Origin of the sequence: Weissella sp. LMG 11983 (assembly GCF_025908495.1) — a bacterium.
GTDB classification, from domain to species: domain Bacteria; phylum Bacillota; class Bacilli; order Lactobacillales; family Lactobacillaceae; genus Weissella; species Weissella fermenti.
In genome coordinates this window covers 311,238-328,116 of record NZ_JAOZFD010000001.1, presented here as the reverse complement: position 1 = coordinate 328,116, position 16,879 = coordinate 311,238, and the positions used below count along the sequence as shown (strand labels likewise).

12 protein-coding genes and 1 pseudogene are annotated in these 16,879 nt (G+C 45.5%); all 13 read left to right on the top strand.

From position 1 onward, the window contains the following. Nucleotides 1-172 precede the first annotated feature (172 nt). A complete protein-coding gene (locus tag OIT45_RS01750; protein ID WP_264339790.1) occupies nt 173-853 on the top strand; it encodes a hypothetical protein in 681 nt (226 codons plus the stop codon). 90 nt (nt 854-943) lie between these two features. Further along, entirely contained in the window at nt 944-1,702 is a 759-nt protein-coding gene (locus OIT45_RS01745) for a WxL domain-containing protein (RefSeq protein WP_199404129.1), read from the top strand. A gap of 26 nt (nt 1,703-1,728) precedes the next feature. Beyond that, nucleotides 1,729-2,541, top strand: a complete 813-nt coding sequence (locus tag OIT45_RS01740; RefSeq protein WP_199404130.1) for a WxL domain-containing protein — start codon at nt 1,729-1,731, stop codon at nt 2,539-2,541. A gap of 259 nt (nt 2,542-2,800) precedes the next feature. After that, complete coding sequence (locus OIT45_RS01735) at nt 2,801-3,871, top strand: DUF916 and DUF3324 domain-containing protein (RefSeq protein ID WP_199404131.1); 1,071 nt, start codon at nt 2,801-2,803, stop codon at nt 3,869-3,871. After that, entirely contained in the window at nt 3,852-5,888 is a 2,037-nt protein-coding gene (locus OIT45_RS01730) for a mucin-binding protein (protein ID WP_199404132.1), read from the top strand. The genes OIT45_RS01735 and OIT45_RS01730 overlap by 20 nt, the downstream gene beginning before the upstream one ends. A 102-nt stretch (nt 5,889-5,990) precedes the next feature. After that, nucleotides 5,991-6,716 carry a WxL domain-containing protein gene (locus tag OIT45_RS01725; protein WP_199404133.1) on the top strand — a complete coding sequence of 242 codons (726 nt, stop codon included), beginning with the start codon at nt 5,991-5,993 and terminating at the stop codon, nt 6,714-6,716. A gap of 131 nt (nt 6,717-6,847) precedes the next feature. After that, entirely contained in the window at nt 6,848-8,341 is a 1,494-nt protein-coding gene (locus OIT45_RS01720; protein ID WP_199404134.1) for a helix-turn-helix domain-containing protein, read from the top strand. Between the two features lie 166 nt (nt 8,342-8,507). Then, a complete protein-coding gene (priA, locus tag OIT45_RS01715; RefSeq protein WP_199404143.1) occupies nt 8,508-10,928 on the top strand; it encodes a primosomal protein N' in 2,421 nt (806 codons plus the stop codon). 55 nt (nt 10,929-10,983) lie between these two features. After that, a pseudogene (fmt, locus tag OIT45_RS01710) lies at nt 10,984-11,947 on the top strand (methionyl-tRNA formyltransferase). Continuing rightward, entirely contained in the window at nt 11,931-13,307 is a 1,377-nt protein-coding gene (gene rsmB / locus OIT45_RS01705) for a 16S rRNA (cytosine(967)-C(5))-methyltransferase RsmB (RefSeq protein ID WP_264330208.1), read from the top strand. Before fmt ends, rsmB begins: the two are co-directional and overlap by 17 nt. 35 nt (nt 13,308-13,342) lie before the next feature. Then, nucleotides 13,343-14,083, top strand: a complete 741-nt coding sequence (locus tag OIT45_RS01700) for a Stp1/IreP family PP2C-type Ser/Thr phosphatase (protein ID WP_135797472.1) — start codon at nt 13,343-13,345, stop codon at nt 14,081-14,083. 1 nt (nt 14,084) lies between these two features. Further along, nucleotides 14,085-15,935 carry a Stk1 family PASTA domain-containing Ser/Thr kinase gene (pknB, locus tag OIT45_RS01695; protein WP_199404136.1) on the top strand — a complete coding sequence of 617 codons (1,851 nt, stop codon included), beginning with the start codon at nt 14,085-14,087 and terminating at the stop codon, nt 15,933-15,935. Nucleotides 15,936-15,958: 23 nt separating this feature from the next. Continuing rightward, complete coding sequence (gene rsgA / locus OIT45_RS01690) at nt 15,959-16,873, top strand: ribosome small subunit-dependent GTPase A (RefSeq protein WP_003609115.1); 915 nt, start codon at nt 15,959-15,961, stop codon at nt 16,871-16,873. Nucleotides 16,874-16,879 lie beyond the last annotated feature (6 nt).

The following is a 16,879-nucleotide window of genomic DNA, read 5'->3' as shown; positions in this document are numbered from 1 at the left end:
GGGTATAGTAACGGAAAATTCAGATAATCAAGTTACGAATGACGCGGTAATTATACACGTTAAGCATAGTCTACAAAAGGTAACAACAGAGTTTACGCGTAATATCCACTTCGTTGGACCAAATGGAATGAAAGGGTTACCCCAGGACGTTAGTCAAAATCCGGAAATTACAATGCATAAAGACGCGGTTGATGGCCATATAGTGGATGCCCAGGGTGGATTTAATCCAGTTAATGTTCCTAATTTGGAAGCAAATGGGTATGGCATTATCAGCGTCAAAGATTTAGCGGGACATGATTTAGGAGACCATCTTTCTAATAATGTATTTACATGGGATGACGTTGTTAAAGATAGCCGGGCAGACGTAACTGTTACGGTCACCTATGGCAAGGTTACGAAAGTGATTGCGCCAGATTTTGATTTTGGAAAAATCCAAATGGGAAGTCCCGAATTCTATGGTGAAAAGCCAAAAAATGTTGAAAAAATAACTGGAGATTTAAGAGTCATAAACAGTGTAAATCCAGATGCAAAGTGGTACCTGAAAGCTAAAATTGAGAACGACTTTATGCCAGGAACACCATCTATTACTTTGTACAATGCAGATCAAGTAAAACAATATACAAGAACAATTGATAGTCAGAGTAAAGATATTTATAACTCCACGGACTGGAACAATGCACCTGATCAGCCTGGCGTATGGGTTTTGATTCAAGGGGGAATGGAAGCTCATATGCCCGAAATTGCTCAGTTAAACACCTCTAATTTGCAAAAAGCTAATTTAGATTTTAGTAAGAATGAGCAAGAATTCCACGGAACAATTACTTGGCAGCTAGATACGGTACCAGTGTCATGAATGATTTTTCAGCATCGGGGCGCCATGCTCCACCGAAGAAGAACGTGACGCATTATGTAGTTAATATATAAGAGGAAGAAGGTCATTCTAATGAAGAAGACAGTATTTTTGGCCACTACCGCCGTTTTAGGTGGATTGTTGGCATCGACAGTTGCATTTGCGGATACACCTGCAAATCAATCAACATATTCTGACGCAACTACTGGAAAGAGTACGGCGAATGTTACGCTGACAAAGCCTGACAAGAATCCAGTGCAACCCAATGTGCCAGGTAAGCCAGATAACCCTTCTGATGGAAACCCGGGAAATACCAACACGGCTGATTTAATGTTGAAATATGTTTCACACTTTGATTTTGGATCTAAAGAATTGTCTGCGCAATCTTCAAAGGCGCCTGTGAAAACAATTGGTTTGGTTGACGCGAACGGGAAAGCAACCAATGAAAAGACTGTTCCATATGCAAAAGTATCTGATACGCGTGGAACTGCTGAAGGTTGGCAATTGAAGGTAAAGCAAGATGCAGAATTCCAGAATGCAGCTAAAACAAACAAGATTAATGGTGCACAAATTAATATTGCTACCGTAACACCAGTAGATGGTACAGGGGTTACAACGACTGATGTCCAAGGAAAGTCACAAACTATTGATCAAACTACAGGTGATGCGATTATCATGTCAACAACTGGCGCTCACCACTTTGGTGAGTATTCAGCCATGTTCGGTAACCCTACTGAAACAGGTGACACAACAGATGGTGTTCAATTGCTAATCCCTGGTAACTCAGCTTTGGCTGATGATTATTCAACTACATTGACGTGGACGCTTGAGTCTGTCCCTGCTAAAAATTAATTTATAGATATTGAGGTATATTTAAAATGAAGAAGACAGTATTTTTGACCACAACAGCCGTATTGGCTAGCTTGATGGCTTCATCAGTTGCACTTGCTGCGCAATATCCTGCAAAGCAAGGTGATCCGGATGCCTCAACTGCACAAACGAAGGCAACGGTAACATTTGTTGCCCCTAAGGAAAACCCAGATAAGCCAGTAGCCCCTGGAACTGACCCAGACAATCCAAACCCTGTGACACCTAATCAACCTGATAATCCGGGAAACACGTCAAAGGCAGACTTGAAATTGGTTTGGGCACCGGATCTTGATTTTGGATCAAAGAACGAAATTAAGTCTATGACGCAAGTATTGGACGCAAAAAAGATTCCAATGAGTGATACAAACTACGGGCCTGCTTATGTTCAAGTTTCAGACGAAGGTGGTAAGGCTGAAGGTTGGAATGTAACTGTTAAGCAAGATGATGAGTTCAAGACATCAGATAATGATGTTTTGACGGGCGCATTTTTGACCTTCGCTAACCCGGCTGTTTCAATGTCTACCACTAAGGGAGGCAACGCTAAGTTTGACGGTGTTAAGGGATATGGAATTACTAAGTTGTTAACTACTGGAGACAGCTTAGTAATGGATGCTGCCAAGGGCACCATGCCTGGTAACTACTTTGCCACTTTCAATGGTAAGGATGATTCAACAATGAAGGACGATGTTCCAACGTACGATGGTGTTAAGTTGACTGTTCCTGGTGGTTCTGCATTGGCCAAGCAATACAACACGACACTAACTTGGACATTAAATAATGTTCCAGCAACGCAAACACCAGCAACGCCAGCTGCTAAGTAATTTAACGCTAATATAAGTGAAACCGATATTTCACACCTAACACAAGAAACGACCAACCTCGCAAATCGCGAGGTTGGTCGTTTTTTATATTTTAAATCCGACAAATCGGAAAAACGCGCAACGACTTTCGCGGATATTTTTTGATTACTCAAAAAAATAATCTTCTTATCACGTCGTATCTACTCCATTCTAAGACAGTTATTCCGAACAATGCTGGCTTTGCTAAACTTCTATGTGTAAGGAAGAGGAGGAAAGAGACATGAAGAGAAAGCTACAAATTGCATTAGCGACTGCGTTGACATTCGGCATGAGTCAAGTTGCAACAACTGCCTTTGCTGATAATAGTGCCCTCGGCGTTGATCCAATTTTCCCAGCATCACAAATTGATACAAAGACTGGTTATTACGACTTGAAGGTCGAACCGGGACAAGAACAAAACCTAGAGATGACATTGATGAATGACGGTGATAAGCCAATGCTTGTTCACATGAGTGCTAATCCGGCATCCACTAATGATAATGGGGTCATCGAATATGGTAAGAACAAGATTAAAGTAGACGAATCAATGACAGCCAACGTCGGTAGCATGATTACCGTACCAAAGAGTGTGACCATTCCAGCACACGGTACCATCAAAGTAAGCGCCAAGTTGTTGGTTCAAAGCCAACGGTTTAACGGTATCGCAGTGGGGGGTATCTCATTTGTGACCGACCCAGAAGCCGGTAAAACACAAAATAGTGGGGTGCAAATTCGCAATCGTTACGCCTACGACATGGGTGTTGTGCTACACGAATCAGACGACGCGGTAACACCAAACTTGCGTATGCATCAGGTTCAGCCAGCAACGGTGAACTATCACACGGCTATCTTGGCCCGCCTGCAAAACGATCAACCGGCATTCATCACTGACATGAAGTCGCATGCGGTGGTTTACACGGCTAAGGATCACAAGCAAGTGCTATCTGGGGATAAAAAGAATCAAAAGGTCGCACCTAATAGTCACTTCGACTACACGATGATGATGGCGGACGGACAAAAATTGCAGCCAGGTAAGTATGTGGCCGATATCGACTTAACGGCTAAGCAAGGTCACTGGCATTTCAAACAAACGTTTGTTGTGGCAGCTGATCAAGCCCGCGCTATGAACCAACGTAATGTCACAATCAGCCACTGGGCATGTTGGCAAATCGCTTTGATGATTTTGGCAGTCATTCTCTTGATTTTGCTAATCATCTTCTTAGTACGACGCGATCGCAAGCGCACAGCTGAGTTGCGCCGATTGCAAATGAGCGTTAGTGAGGTAACCAACAATGAGGGTAATCAAAACTAATAACTTAATAAAGCCACTGATTGTGCTGATCGGCGTTGCGGCAACTTTGAGTATGTCGGTGGAAATGGCATTCGCGGATGACAAAACCTTGCAGCCTGGCTCACATATCACTGCAGGCAATACGACACCTGATGCCTCACAATTTGACGGTGACCACTCAGTTACAAACACAGCGAAGGGAACGAACTTCGGTATCAACCCCTTTCCAAAGCCCTACTATAATACGAAAGATAAGCGTTGGACGTTCATCAACGCGGAATCGTCAATTAGTGGTGCTGGATCAGCGGCATTCGAGCGCCCGCTGAGTTTAAAAAGCAACTTTGACATTGAGACAACCGCAAAAATGACGTCAGATGGTGAAAAGAATTGGTGGGGGATGACCACAACTTGGCCAAATGAAAAGTTCTCAACGGGATTCGTCGGCCTTGTGCTATCGACTGCGAAGGCCAGCGAGTTCTCACAATCACAAAAAATCGGTGATTACAAAATGGGTGACATGTGGGGCATGGGGAGTCGTGCTGGTTACGCCCTAGAAAATGTTGCTTGGCAGTTAGCGCTAGGAACGCAAGCTCGAGCTGATAATCGTGGTACGCAAGACATTTTGCGACAAAGCGTGTCAGGTGCGACAAACCCGTTGGGTGATGTACGACGTGAAAATGGCGCGGTAAATAGTACGTATACGGCACATTATGATGCACAGTTAAGACGACTAAGTGTTACGACAGATAAAGGGTTATCAAAAACCGTTGCGATTCCCAATGACATTAATCGTCTTTACGTTGGTCAAATCGCGACGATTAACGGCAATGCATTCGGTGATCGCATTTCGGTTACGCTCTCTGAAATTTCAGGAACGTACGATACAACAACGACGACAGTACATTTTGTCGACAAAGATGGTAATCAACTTGCTGACGATGCGCAAATTGACAGCATCATCGGTGCAAAGATTTCGGTCTCTGGAAACGGTGAAGAAAATTGGGTTGCACCAAGCATCCCCCACGCCACCCTAGCTGGCACAGCTACCGACCGCACCATCACAACAACTGAAGACACCTCAAAAAATGTCATCACAGTTCGTTATGATGCGGTATCTGGTAAGTTACCTGTCCAACTGGTCGATGATACCGACCCTAACAACAAGTTGGCCGATGCGACGATGCCGGTAGTGATTGGGCAAGACTTCAACTACGCAATCACAGATTTAAAGAACCTAGTGCCGGCAAACACGCACATCGTCCACTTGGAAAATAACGTTGGGACCGTTACGGCAGACGATCAAAATAATGTGACGAACCAACCGGTCATCATTCACGTGGCCCATGATACAAGTGACGAACAAGTAACGTACAAGCGCACGGTTCACTATCAAGGATTGCCAGCTGCACAGTTACCAAAGGATAACGTGCAAAGCATTCAACTCACACGAACAACTGATAAATACACAGGTCAGGTGAAGTTGGAAACGCCGGCTGCTTGGCAAGACGTGAAGACGCCGGAAGTTAAAGGATATACACCAGATGTGACAACGGTTCATTGGGACAGCATTGATCAAAACGCTGCTGAAACGTTGGACAAAACAGTCACTTACAAGGGCATGTTCAAAGTATTTGCGCCAGACGAGATGGATTTTGGCACGATTACAGTTGGCGATAAGTATTACCAAAGAAACGCCACGAAGCATGCCAAGAGCGTGCACGGCAGCCTATATGTTGCCCACACAGATGCAACCATGGCCAACCGCAACTGGCGACTAACTGCCAAGTTGGATCAAGATTTCATGGTCGGCAAGCCAACATTGGAGCTAGCAGGTGGACAATTCACAATCAACAGTGAGTACGAAACAGAAATTGCCAATCAGTCAAACGAATCGACCGATGGCATTACTGAAACAACGATTAATGATGCTAACCCGGGCATGGTTGGACTGCGATTTGAAAAGCCAGCGCAACAAGCTCAAGCGGGAAAAGATTATCACGGCACAATTACTTGGACATTAGGAACGGTACCGGAATAAATGACAATTTGGCTGAAAGCGGGTTACCATGCCCCGCCAAGCAAGACATGGTAATGAGAAAAATTTTGGGATTTTTGATATTTAAGGAAAGAGGGAACTATCATGAAGAAGACTGTATTTTTGGCAACGACGGCAATTTTGGGAACGTTGATGGCATCATCAACTGCATTTGCAGCAACGTACACGGACAACACGGCAAAGACTGATGCCAAGGTTGCCTTCCAAGCACCTAAGGAAAACCCAGACAAGCCAGTAACGCCTGGTACGGATCCAGAAAACCCAGACACACCTGACCAACCAGGTAACAACGGAAACGATTCAAAGGCCTTATTGAAGTTGGTTTGGGCAACGGACTTTGACTTTGATTCACACACGATCAGCTCAAAGCAAGAATCATACGCTGCTAAGCAATTGGCAACTAAGAATGGCAAGTTCATTCCAGCTTATACTGAAGTTTCAGACAAGCGTGCCGTCCAAACTGGTTGGAACTTGTCAGTTAAGCAAGACAGCGATTTCACCGGAACTAAGGGTTCAACTTTGAAGGGAGCCCAACTGAAGCTTGCTGACCCTGCTGTGTCTGAATTGGCAAACGGTGATACTTCAACGATTACCCACCAAGCCAACACATTGTCTGATCAAAACAGCACGGTTATGGATGCTAAGCAAGGCACGATGCCTGGTAACTACTTCGCATCATTCCAAGGAACGGCTAACACAACGAATCACACTGATGATGGTGTATCCTTGACGGTCCCAGCCAACGCTGCTTTGGCTGACACGTACACAACAACTTTGACTTGGACGTTGAGCAACGCACCTGAAGCTTAAGCACAAATATGAATAGTACAAAAAGACCTGATATTACTGAATTAGGTCTTTTTTCAATCTTTCTTCACGAGGTTATATGACGCCGTGTGCTACTATTTCAAGTAAATTAGCGCAAGTAGGGGAGTTTCGTGATGGAATGGTTATTGGGAAAACGCGAATATAAGAAGTTACAACTGTTCCGCTTTTTATACCAAAGCAGTGGCAGTTTTATGACGTTAGCAGAAATTGAGACCCGTTTTGGGTGGTCAAAGTACATGACCGAAACGTTAGTCACGGAACTGATTGCGGATGAAAAAGAAAACCATATTCCTCGTCACATCCAACTGGTGTACGATGCCGATACACGCATCATTCATTGGTTGCCTGGCTACAGCGTGAGTCTAGTCAGAATGGAGCGTAAGTACACGCTAGAGTCGCATGCTTTCCAACTATTGATTGCGACGTTAAAGGATCGGCCGTTTTCATTAAATGAGATTGCCAAAAAATCGGGTGTGAATTTAAATCATTTGAACGAAGACAAGCACGAATTAAATAAACGTCTGGGTGCGAGTGGGGTTCGTCTAAATTCAGCGAATCGACTTGAAGGAAATGAAACCGTGTTGCGCATCATGTATGAGCGGTTAATTTTCGGTGCGACGGATACAGTCGATGATTTGGGAAATTATTTCGACGAAGAAACCATGCAATGCGTCCAACGAATTATCGGTTACTATGAGTTTTCACAAAATAAAAAACTCTCAGTCCGGCGCAAATACATTATGGCGATTACCGTTGCGGTTTGGGTCGCACGTATGGGCGTTGCCTGTTTCATCCCCCGCGACAATGACTTTGATGTCCTAGTTGATACGCCCGATTTTAATCCACAAATGGCAGCGGTGTATGACAAAGTAAAGCAAATGGCGGAAAGGTTTACCAACATCACGCCTGGCCATTTAAACCGGGAAATCCGATACGGCATGACCGCATTGATTAGTAATGGTTTTTTGCAGACAAGCTTGGTAGCAAATGCGGACCGTCACTATTTCCGTTTCTACAACGGCATTATCGACATCATCAAGCAGCAGTATTTGCGTCAGTTTAGAACGCTGATGCCGGCGGACACAGAGGATGATATTAAGACTAATCTTGACCGAGCAATGATTGCGGTTTATTTCTTATACAAAATTGATTATCGCGGGCATGACGATCAGATGCCACGACATTCCTTGCTACCAGAGTATGAGCTTTTTACTGAACAAGTGTTTGATGGGATACGAGAACATTTTGGGGTTGAAAGTCATGAGATACGTTCACGATTATTTGCGATGTTTTACAATGTCTTTTTGCATGCCATCAGTCGTGATGTGATGATTCCGAAGATGACGATTATGCTTGAATTTGATAATCCGGGATTACAACAAGAAATTGAGTCATTGCTACGCCGTCGATATGAGTTGAACATTGATTATATTGAGGATCCAACGATTGCAGACGCTGTGTTGGCCGACCATTTGATGCCACTGGCACCGAACAAGCGTTTATTTATTTGGCAAATGCCACCATCATTTGCTGAATTAGATGTGTTCATGCATGAAGCGGTGAAACTAACGATGACAAGATTTAAAAATCAACGTGACTCAGAATAAAAATTGGCTAAGACAGTGATGTCTTGGCCTTTTTAATTGGTGTAAAACCAAAGGAAATATAAAGCGTATCGGGCGTCATTAGGGGGATTTGCCTAAGTTTGGTAAAATAGAGTGAGCAAATTTTAGACTTATTGAATATAGAGACCAGATGAAAGGAAAATATTACATGTATGCACAAGTGATTGTCGATGTACCGGCAATGCAGACTAATCAGCCCTATACCTATCGGATTCCGGCTGAGTTGGCAGATATTGTCGTTGATGGTATGCGCGTTGTCGTACCATTTGGCCGTGGGAATCGTTTGATTCAGGGATTCGTCGTCGGCATCATTAACGAAGCTGAAGACTCTGACAAGTTGAAAGACATTGATAGCGTTGTGGAACTAACGCCGGTGCTGAATGATGAGCTCTTGCAACTTGGCGGCTGGCTAGCGGAAACGAATTTTTCATTCCGCATTAGTGTTTTGCAAACAATGTTACCTAACGTGATGCGCGCCAAGTATTCGAAGACGTTACAACTGGTTGACCCGGATGCGATTACGGATGATGCAGCCGTTGCGTTGCTATTTGCGGATCGTTCTGAAATTCCGTTTGACGAACATGAAATTGAACCAGCGCTATTGCCTAAATTGCAGCGTTTACAACGACAAGGTGTTTTGCAAGTTGGGTACGTCGTGGACAACCGTGCCACTGCTAAAACCGTGTTGGCGATGAAGCCAACCCAAGACGCTGACTTTTACGATAATGAACGTCGTCAGTTACGTAAGACGGCGGTTAAGCAAGCGCGCTTGTTGACCTTTTTGATGACGGCGCCACGTGACTTTATGCCAATTAAGACTGTTATTGATGAACAACATCTTGATTATCCAACGATTAAAAAAGCTGAGGAACAGGGCTGGATTACGCGTGCCGAAATTGAAGAATATCGATTGCCACGTTTGAGCAGCCCAGTAGCTGCAACGGAAGCTTTGACGTTAAACCCAGAGCAAGAAGTTGCTTATGATGCCATTACGGCTAGCTTGAATAAAGCTGAGAATCAGACCTTTTTGCTAGAAGGTATTACCGGTTCAGGAAAAACCGAGGTGTACTTGCAAAGCATTGCCCATACGTTGGCCAATGGTAAAACAGCCTTGATGTTGGTGCCAGAAATTACGTTGACGCCACAAATGGTGCGCCGTGTGAAGGGACGTTTTGGCGACAATGTGGCGGTGATGCACTCAGGTTTGTCAGATGGCGAACGTTATGATGAGTGGCGTCGTGTCGAGCGTCATGAAGTGCAGGTAGTGGTGGGTGCACGCTCAGCTATTTTTGCACCATTAGAAAACATAGGCCTAATCGTCATCGATGAAGAGCACGAAGCAACTTATAAGCAAGAAGAGAATCCACGTTATCACGCCCGCGATGTTGCGCTGTGGCGTGCCGAGTATCACAATGCAACGGTTGTATTGGGGTCAGCGACACCGTCATTGGAAAGTCGCGCCCGTGCGCAACGCGGTGTCTACACATTGCTAACGTTGACGGAGCGTGCGTTGCACAATCCGTTGCCAAAGGCGGAAGTTGTGGACATGCGTGAAGCAATGAAGGCGGGTGGGGATGATATTTTCTCACCACAATTATTGACGCAACTCCGCGACCGCATGGACAAGCAGGAACAAAGTGTCCTGATGTTGAATCGACGTGGCTATGCCAACTTCATGATGTGTCGTAACTGTGGTTATACGCCACGTTGTGTGAACTGTGATTTGGCTTTGACGGTGCACAAGGACACAGGCCGTTTGGAATGCCACTACTGCGGCTACAGCGAACCAATTCCAACGACTTGTGCCAACTGTGGTTCTGACCGTATCCGTCCTTATGGTACGGGTACGCAAAAGGTTGAAGAAGAGTTGCAACGCATTATGCCTGATGCACGCATTATCCGTATGGACGTCGATACTACGCGTCGTAAGGGTGCCACTGACAAGATGTTGAATGATTTTGGTGAGAAGAAGGCGGATATCCTATTGGGTACCCAAATGATCGCCAAAGGTCTGGATTTTCCAGATGTCACGTTGGTTGGTGTGCTAAACGCTGACACCACACTTGGGTTGCCGGATTATCGCGCTTCTGAACGTACTTTCCAACTACTTACTCAAGTGGCTGGTCGTGCAGGGCGTGCTGATAAGGAAGGTGAAGTGGTGATCCAAACCTTTAACCCTGATCACTATGCCATTCAGTTGGCCAAGACGCAGGACTATGAGTCATTCTACAAACAAGAAATGAATCTACGTCATACTTGGCAGTACGCACCGTACTTCTACACGGTGCAAATTAAGATTGCCCATGAACGTCAAGATGAGGCGGCCAAGGTTGCCTATCAGACAGCGAACTGGCTCAAGCGCCATTTGGCGTCTGACTCAGTTTTGCTTGGTCCTTCGACCGGTGCAATCGCACGTTTGAAGAATAAGTACTACTACCGTATGGTGATTAAGTTTAAGCATGATGATGGGTTAGAAGAAGCGTTAACGGAACTTGTTTCGGCCGGACAACGACTACAAAAACAAGGTGTCACCTTAACGATTGACCGTGACCCTGTGAACTTCATTTAGAACATAAAAGAGGCGCTTTTATGCGCCTCATACATATAAAAAGGAGACTGGCAACATGACAACTAAGATTGTATTTATGGGAACCCCAAACTTTTCTGTGCCAATTTTGAATGCATTGATTGCAAATGATGACTACGAGGTTGCGGCTGTAATGACGCAACCAGATCGTCCAGTTGGTCGTAAGCGTGTAATGACGCCAACGCCAGTAAAGGAAGCCGCCGTTGCCGCAGGCATTAAGGTCTTGCAACCTGAAAAGCTTTCTGGTTCGGAGGAAATGGCAGAAGTCATTGCGATGCAACCAGATTTGTTGATTACGGCAGCTTATGGTCAATTCTTGCCAACCAAGTTGTTGGAAGCAGCACAAATTGCTGCGATTAACGTTCACGCATCATTGCTACCAAAGTATCGTGGTGGCGCACCTATTCACTACGCTGTGCTTAACGGCGATGCTGAGACAGGTGTCTCAATCATGTACATGGTGAAGAAGATGGACGCCGGTGATGTGATTTCACGTGCGACGTTGCCTATCTTGGATGACGATAACACAGGAACATTGTTTGATAAGTTGAGCCTATTGGGACGGGACTTGTTGCTGGAAACGTTGCCTAAGTTGATTGCCGGAGATGTACAACCTGAGCCTCAAGCCGAAGAAGACGTGACGTTCTCACCAAACATTTCACCAGAACAGGAAATTTTGGATTTCAGCCGCTCAGCACGTGAGATTTCACAACCATGTGCGTGGCTTGTACCCATTCCCAATCGCCCACACCACGATTAACGGCGTACGCACGAAGATTTAGCGTACCCACTTGGTTGACGAAACAACAACGGCACCAGCCGGAACGGTTGTTAAGAAGGGCAAGCATGATTTGTGGCTAGCTGCTGGCGATGGCAACATCATTGCAATTGATGAGTTGCAACCAGCTGGTAAGCCGAAGATGGACGTAACGGCGTACTTAAATGGACACGCTAAGTTCGAAGAAGGAGACATGGTGATTACCGATGAGCAAGGGAAGTAGTAACAAAGTTGCCGAATGGGAGCTGCACAATGCACGTGCCATGGCCATTCGAACACTTGAGAAGATTCGTAATGGTGCCTATTCAAATTTGCAGTTGAACAATACGGTTAAGCAAGCTGAATTGGATGAACGTGATGTTCACTTGATGACAACGATGGTTTACGGTGTTATTCAACGTCGCATGACTTTGGAGTACTGGTTGAAGCCATTCGTGAAGAAGCCAGAAAAGTTGGACCCATGGGTTCGCGAGTTGTTGTACGTGTCTTTGTTCCAAATGAAGTTCTTGGACAAGGTGCCAAATCACGCAATCTTTGATGAAGCAATTAATATTGCGAAGCGTCGTGGCCACGATGGGGTGCGTAAGTTTGTCACAGGTGTGCTTCACGCGATTGACCGTGAAGGTGTGCGCTCATTTGACGAAATTACCGACAAGGTTGAACGTTTGTCTGTTGAAGCATCATTACCAACTTGGTTGATTAACCAATTGACAGAAGAGTTGGGCTGGGAGAAGGCGTCACGTATTGCGATGGCAATCAACGATGCACCTGCGCAATCAGCGCGTGTAAACTTGGCGGTCACGACAGTTGCCGATGCAACGAAGATTCTGGAAGAAGAAGGCTTTACGGTGACACCATCAAAGGTAACACCAGATGCTTTGCTTCTAGCTGGTGGTCACGTTGCTAGTTCACAAGCTTTCAAGGATGGGTTGGTTACGTTGCAAGACGAATTTGCCATGTTGATGGCACCTAGTTTGGACATCCAACCCGATGATCAAGTTTTGGATGCAGCGGCTGCGCCTGGTGGTAAGACGACGCAAATTGCGACTTATTTGAATGCCGCTGAGGGTGGTCACGTCGAAGCGCTTGATATCCACGATCACAAGGTTGGGTTGATTAACCAAAACGCAGAACGTTTGCACGTGGCTGATCGTATCAATGCTCGTACGTTGGATGCCCGTAAGGTTGATGAAGCATTTACAGACGGTCAATTCGACCGTATTTTGGTTGACGCACCTTGTTCAGGCTTTGGCCTATTGCGTCGTAAGCCTGAAATTCGATACGATAAGAGTATTGAAGATAGCTTGAGCTTGCAAAAGATTCAATTGGGTATCTTGGAAGCGGCTGCACCTAAGCTAAAGGCTGGTGGACGTATGGTTTACGGTACTTGCACGATTTTGCGTTCAGAAAACGAAGATGTCGTTGATATGTTCTTGGCTGAGCACCCAGATTTCGAATTGGTACCAACGTACACAGCTTACGATTTGGATGCTCGTGACGATCGTGGTATGGTCCACATGTTCCCAGATGATTTTGAATCTGACGGTTTCTTCATTGCAACGTTGCAAAAGAAGCAAGCCTAATCAACAAGTAACCGCTGAAAGGAAGGCTTATTTTTATGAAAATTGCGTATGCGTCCGATACTGGTCGTGTTCGTGCCGACAATCAGGATTACGTGGGCGTCTTTATCAATGAAGCTGGTGCACAGCTGGCAATCGTTGCTGATGGCGTTGGAGGCGAGAACGGTGGGGATGTTGCTGCGACCATGGCGGTTTCGCACATTGGTAATGAGTGGCAACAAACTGACATTCATGATATTGTCGCGGCTCGTAACTGGCTACAAAGCCAGGCGGCCCAAGAAAATGAAACAATTTTAACGACGTCCAATCGTTACCGAACGTTGCGTGGTATGGCAACGACTTTGGTGATTGCCGTCATATTGGTAGACCAATTAGTGATTGCTAATTTGGGTGACTCACGTGCTTATCTCATTCGAGACGGTCAATTGCGTCAACTCACGGTTGATCATAATTTGGCAAGTGAATTGGTTCGTCGCGGTGCGATTACTGAGGACGAGGCAGTTAAGCACCCTGGTCGCCACGTGATTACCCGCCAATTAGGGGTCACTGAAGAGGCAGAACCGGATGTGTTTGAATTTGCAACTCGCCCAGGCGATATGTTGGTTTTAACAACTGACGGGATGCCTAAGCACGTGTCGGATGAGGAAATCTTGGCGAAGATTAACGACGCACCGACAATCACTGACGCAGTTGCTGAATTGATCAGTGCAACGAATGAAGCTGGTGGATCAGACAATGTCACAGTCTTGATCGGCCGACAAGAAAGTGAGGCACGCTAACATGGAAATGAATCAAATGATTGGCGGACGTTACCGAATTGTCGAACCATTAGGCGAAGGTGGGATGGCGAACGTTTATCGCGCCCATGACATTATTCTTGATCGTGATGTGTCAATTAAATTAATGCGGCTTGATATGCGCGATAACGAGGCGGTACGTCGTCGGTTTGAAAATGAAATTTCAGCGACAACGGCTTTGGTGCATTCAAACATTATTCAAGTGTACGATTACGGTGAAGATGGTGGTTCACAATATTTGGTAACCGAATATGTTGAAGGAATGGATTTGAAGCGCTACATCGCTGAACGCCAACCAATTCCGGTGACTCGTGTCATTGAAATTATGAGCGACATCTTGTCAGGTGTTGCTGAAGCGCATAAAAACGGCATTGTGCACCGTGACCTAAAGCCACAAAATATCTTGATTGACCTAAATGGACAAGCGAAGATTACCGACTTTGGGATTGCCCGTGCACAGACGTCATTCGGTATGACGCAGACGAATACAGCAATTGGTTCAGTGCACTACATGGCGCCTGAACAGGTAAAGGGTGATATTGCGACTGTTCGAAGCGACATTTATTCGCTTGGAATTATGTTGTATGAAATGCTAACAGGACATGTACCGTTTGACGGTGAAACAGCTGTTGCGGTCGCTGTTAAGCACACCCAAGAGCCAATGCCGTCAATCCGTGATTTCGACCCACGTATGCCACAGGCCCTTGAAAACGTTATTCTCAAGGCGACGGCTAAGAATCCACTTAGTCGTTATGCATCTGCAACTGAGATGGCTAGTGATTTGGCGACAGCGTTATCACCTAATCGCGTGGATGAGGCGCGCTGGGTTGATCCAAATGAAGATGCCGCCGATGGGGCAACAAAGGTTGTGCCATTAGCGCAAATCCAAGATATGGCAGCTAAGCGACCAAAGGCAACTGCTGAAACCGATGATCAATTGACTGCCAAGGCGGCGGCACTGCCTGAAACAACAGGCACGCCAAAAACGAAGCGTTCACCATGGCGTTTCGTGTGGCTCGTGCTTGGCTTCGTCGTGGCAATGGTCGTCGGTCTAGCAATTTACGGCGCAATGCAACCAAGTAAGGTGCACGTGCCTAATTTGCGCGGCTTAACCCAAGCTGCTGCCAAGCAAACCCTTGAGGACAATAACTTGAAGCTCGGTGATGTGACGACAACCAACTCGTCAACCATTGCTCGGGGTAAGGTGGTACGCTCAACGCCTTCAGCTGATAAGACGGTAGAAGCTGGTAAGAAGGTAGATTTGGTCGTGTCCAAGGGGGTTGCTAAGGTTCGCTTTGGTGATTACGTCAACGAGAAGTACACGACGGTTGCTGAAAATCTAAAGAATAAGGGCTATACAGTTGAGCAAACTGAGGTCGCTGATGATACGATTCCAGCCGGTTACATCGTATCGCAAAATATCGATGCCGAAGATAAGGTTGTGCCATCAAAGACAACTGTCAAATTCAAGGTATCAACTGGGGTAAGCCGTTACACTGTTCCCGACTTTAGCGGTAAGACGCGTGGAACGGTTGATGCGTGGGCTCATGAAAACGGCATCAGTGTCACATATAACGAGATTTATTCAGACAGTATGAGTAAGGATCAAATTGTGGCCCAATCTATCACCCCAGGAACGAAGATTACATCTAATGAAATGCTGTTGATTTACATTTCGAAGGGACAGAACCCTGATGCTGTGTCATCAAGTTCGTCATCGTCTTCATCTAGTTCATCATCATCGTCTTCATCAAGCTCGTCATCTTCATCAAGTAGTAGTTCGAGTTCATCAAGCGCATCAAGCTCGGCAAATGAATCTGCTACTCGTCAATAAGCGTAGATAATATAGGAGAGTAAATGGCAAACTATCATGGACAAATTCAATTAGCGTTGGCAGGTTTTTATGACGTGTTAACTGATGACGGAGAACTATTCCGTACACGAGCACGTGGTAATTTCCGTAAACGTGACATGAAGCCTTTAGTTGGTGACTGGGTAACTTTTAGTGCCGATAGTCAGTCTGAAGGATATATTTTGGATATTGATGAGCGTGATAACAGTTTGGTACGCCCACCAGTCGCTAATGTTGATCAAGCGATTGTTGTGACGGCAGTTAAGATGCCCGATTGGTCAAGTAATTTGCTTGATCGTCAACTGGTCGCACTTGAAGAAAAAGATATTGAACCGGTTATTTATTTCACTAAGACCGACTTGCTTAATGAACAAGAAATGGCTGAAATGGTGACGGTTGCTGATGGTTATCGCCAAGCTGGTTATCAAGTGATTTTGCCAGAAAAGGCCTTTGACGAGCCAAGCTTGACGGCTGTTAAAGACATGCTGAGCGATAAGTTGTCAGTTGTTATGGGACAAACTGGTGCTGGTAAGAGCACGTTGCTTAACCACATTGCACCGGAATTGGACCTAGCAACAGGTGAAGTTTCACAAGCGTTGAGTCGTGGACGTCACACGACCCGTCAGGTTGGCTTGATTAAGCTGTTTGGTGGTTTTGTGGCTGATACGCCAGGATTTTCAGCATTTGAAGTGTTCGACATGGAAGCACGTGATTTGACACGTTACTTCCGCGAATTTAATGAATTATCACCGAACTGCCGTTTCCGAGGATGTGTTCACTTGAACGAACCTGGTTGCGCAGTGAAGGAAGCATTGGCGGCTGGTCAAATCATGCAATCACGTTACGACAACTACAAGTTGTTTTACGATTTGATTGAGGGTCGCCGCCCGGTTTATAATAAACACGATAAGAAGCACTAGAAAAAT

Coding starts and splice junctions, on each gene's coding strand:
- OIT45_RS01750 (WP_264339790.1), top strand. CDS start 173: ATGCATAAAGACGCGGTTGATGGCCATATAGTGGATGCCCAGGGTGGA.
- OIT45_RS01745 (WP_199404129.1), top strand. CDS start 944: ATGAAGAAGACAGTATTTTTGGCCACTACCGCCGTTTTAGGTGGATTG.
- OIT45_RS01740 (WP_199404130.1), top strand. CDS start 1,729: ATGAAGAAGACAGTATTTTTGACCACAACAGCCGTATTGGCTAGCTTG.
- OIT45_RS01735 (WP_199404131.1), top strand. CDS start 2,801: ATGAAGAGAAAGCTACAAATTGCATTAGCGACTGCGTTGACATTCGGC.
- OIT45_RS01730 (WP_199404132.1), top strand. CDS start 3,852: ATGAGGGTAATCAAAACTAATAACTTAATAAAGCCACTGATTGTGCTG.
- OIT45_RS01725 (WP_199404133.1), top strand. CDS start 5,991: ATGAAGAAGACTGTATTTTTGGCAACGACGGCAATTTTGGGAACGTTG.
- OIT45_RS01720 (WP_199404134.1), top strand. CDS start 6,848: ATGGAATGGTTATTGGGAAAACGCGAATATAAGAAGTTACAACTGTTC.
- priA (WP_199404143.1), top strand. CDS start 8,508: ATGTATGCACAAGTGATTGTCGATGTACCGGCAATGCAGACTAATCAG.
- rsmB (WP_264330208.1), top strand. CDS start 11,931: ATGAGCAAGGGAAGTAGTAACAAAGTTGCCGAATGGGAGCTGCACAAT.
- OIT45_RS01700 (WP_135797472.1), top strand. CDS start 13,343: ATGAAAATTGCGTATGCGTCCGATACTGGTCGTGTTCGTGCCGACAAT.
- pknB (WP_199404136.1), top strand. CDS start 14,085: ATGGAAATGAATCAAATGATTGGCGGACGTTACCGAATTGTCGAACCA.
- rsgA (WP_003609115.1), top strand. CDS start 15,959: ATGGCAAACTATCATGGACAAATTCAATTAGCGTTGGCAGGTTTTTAT.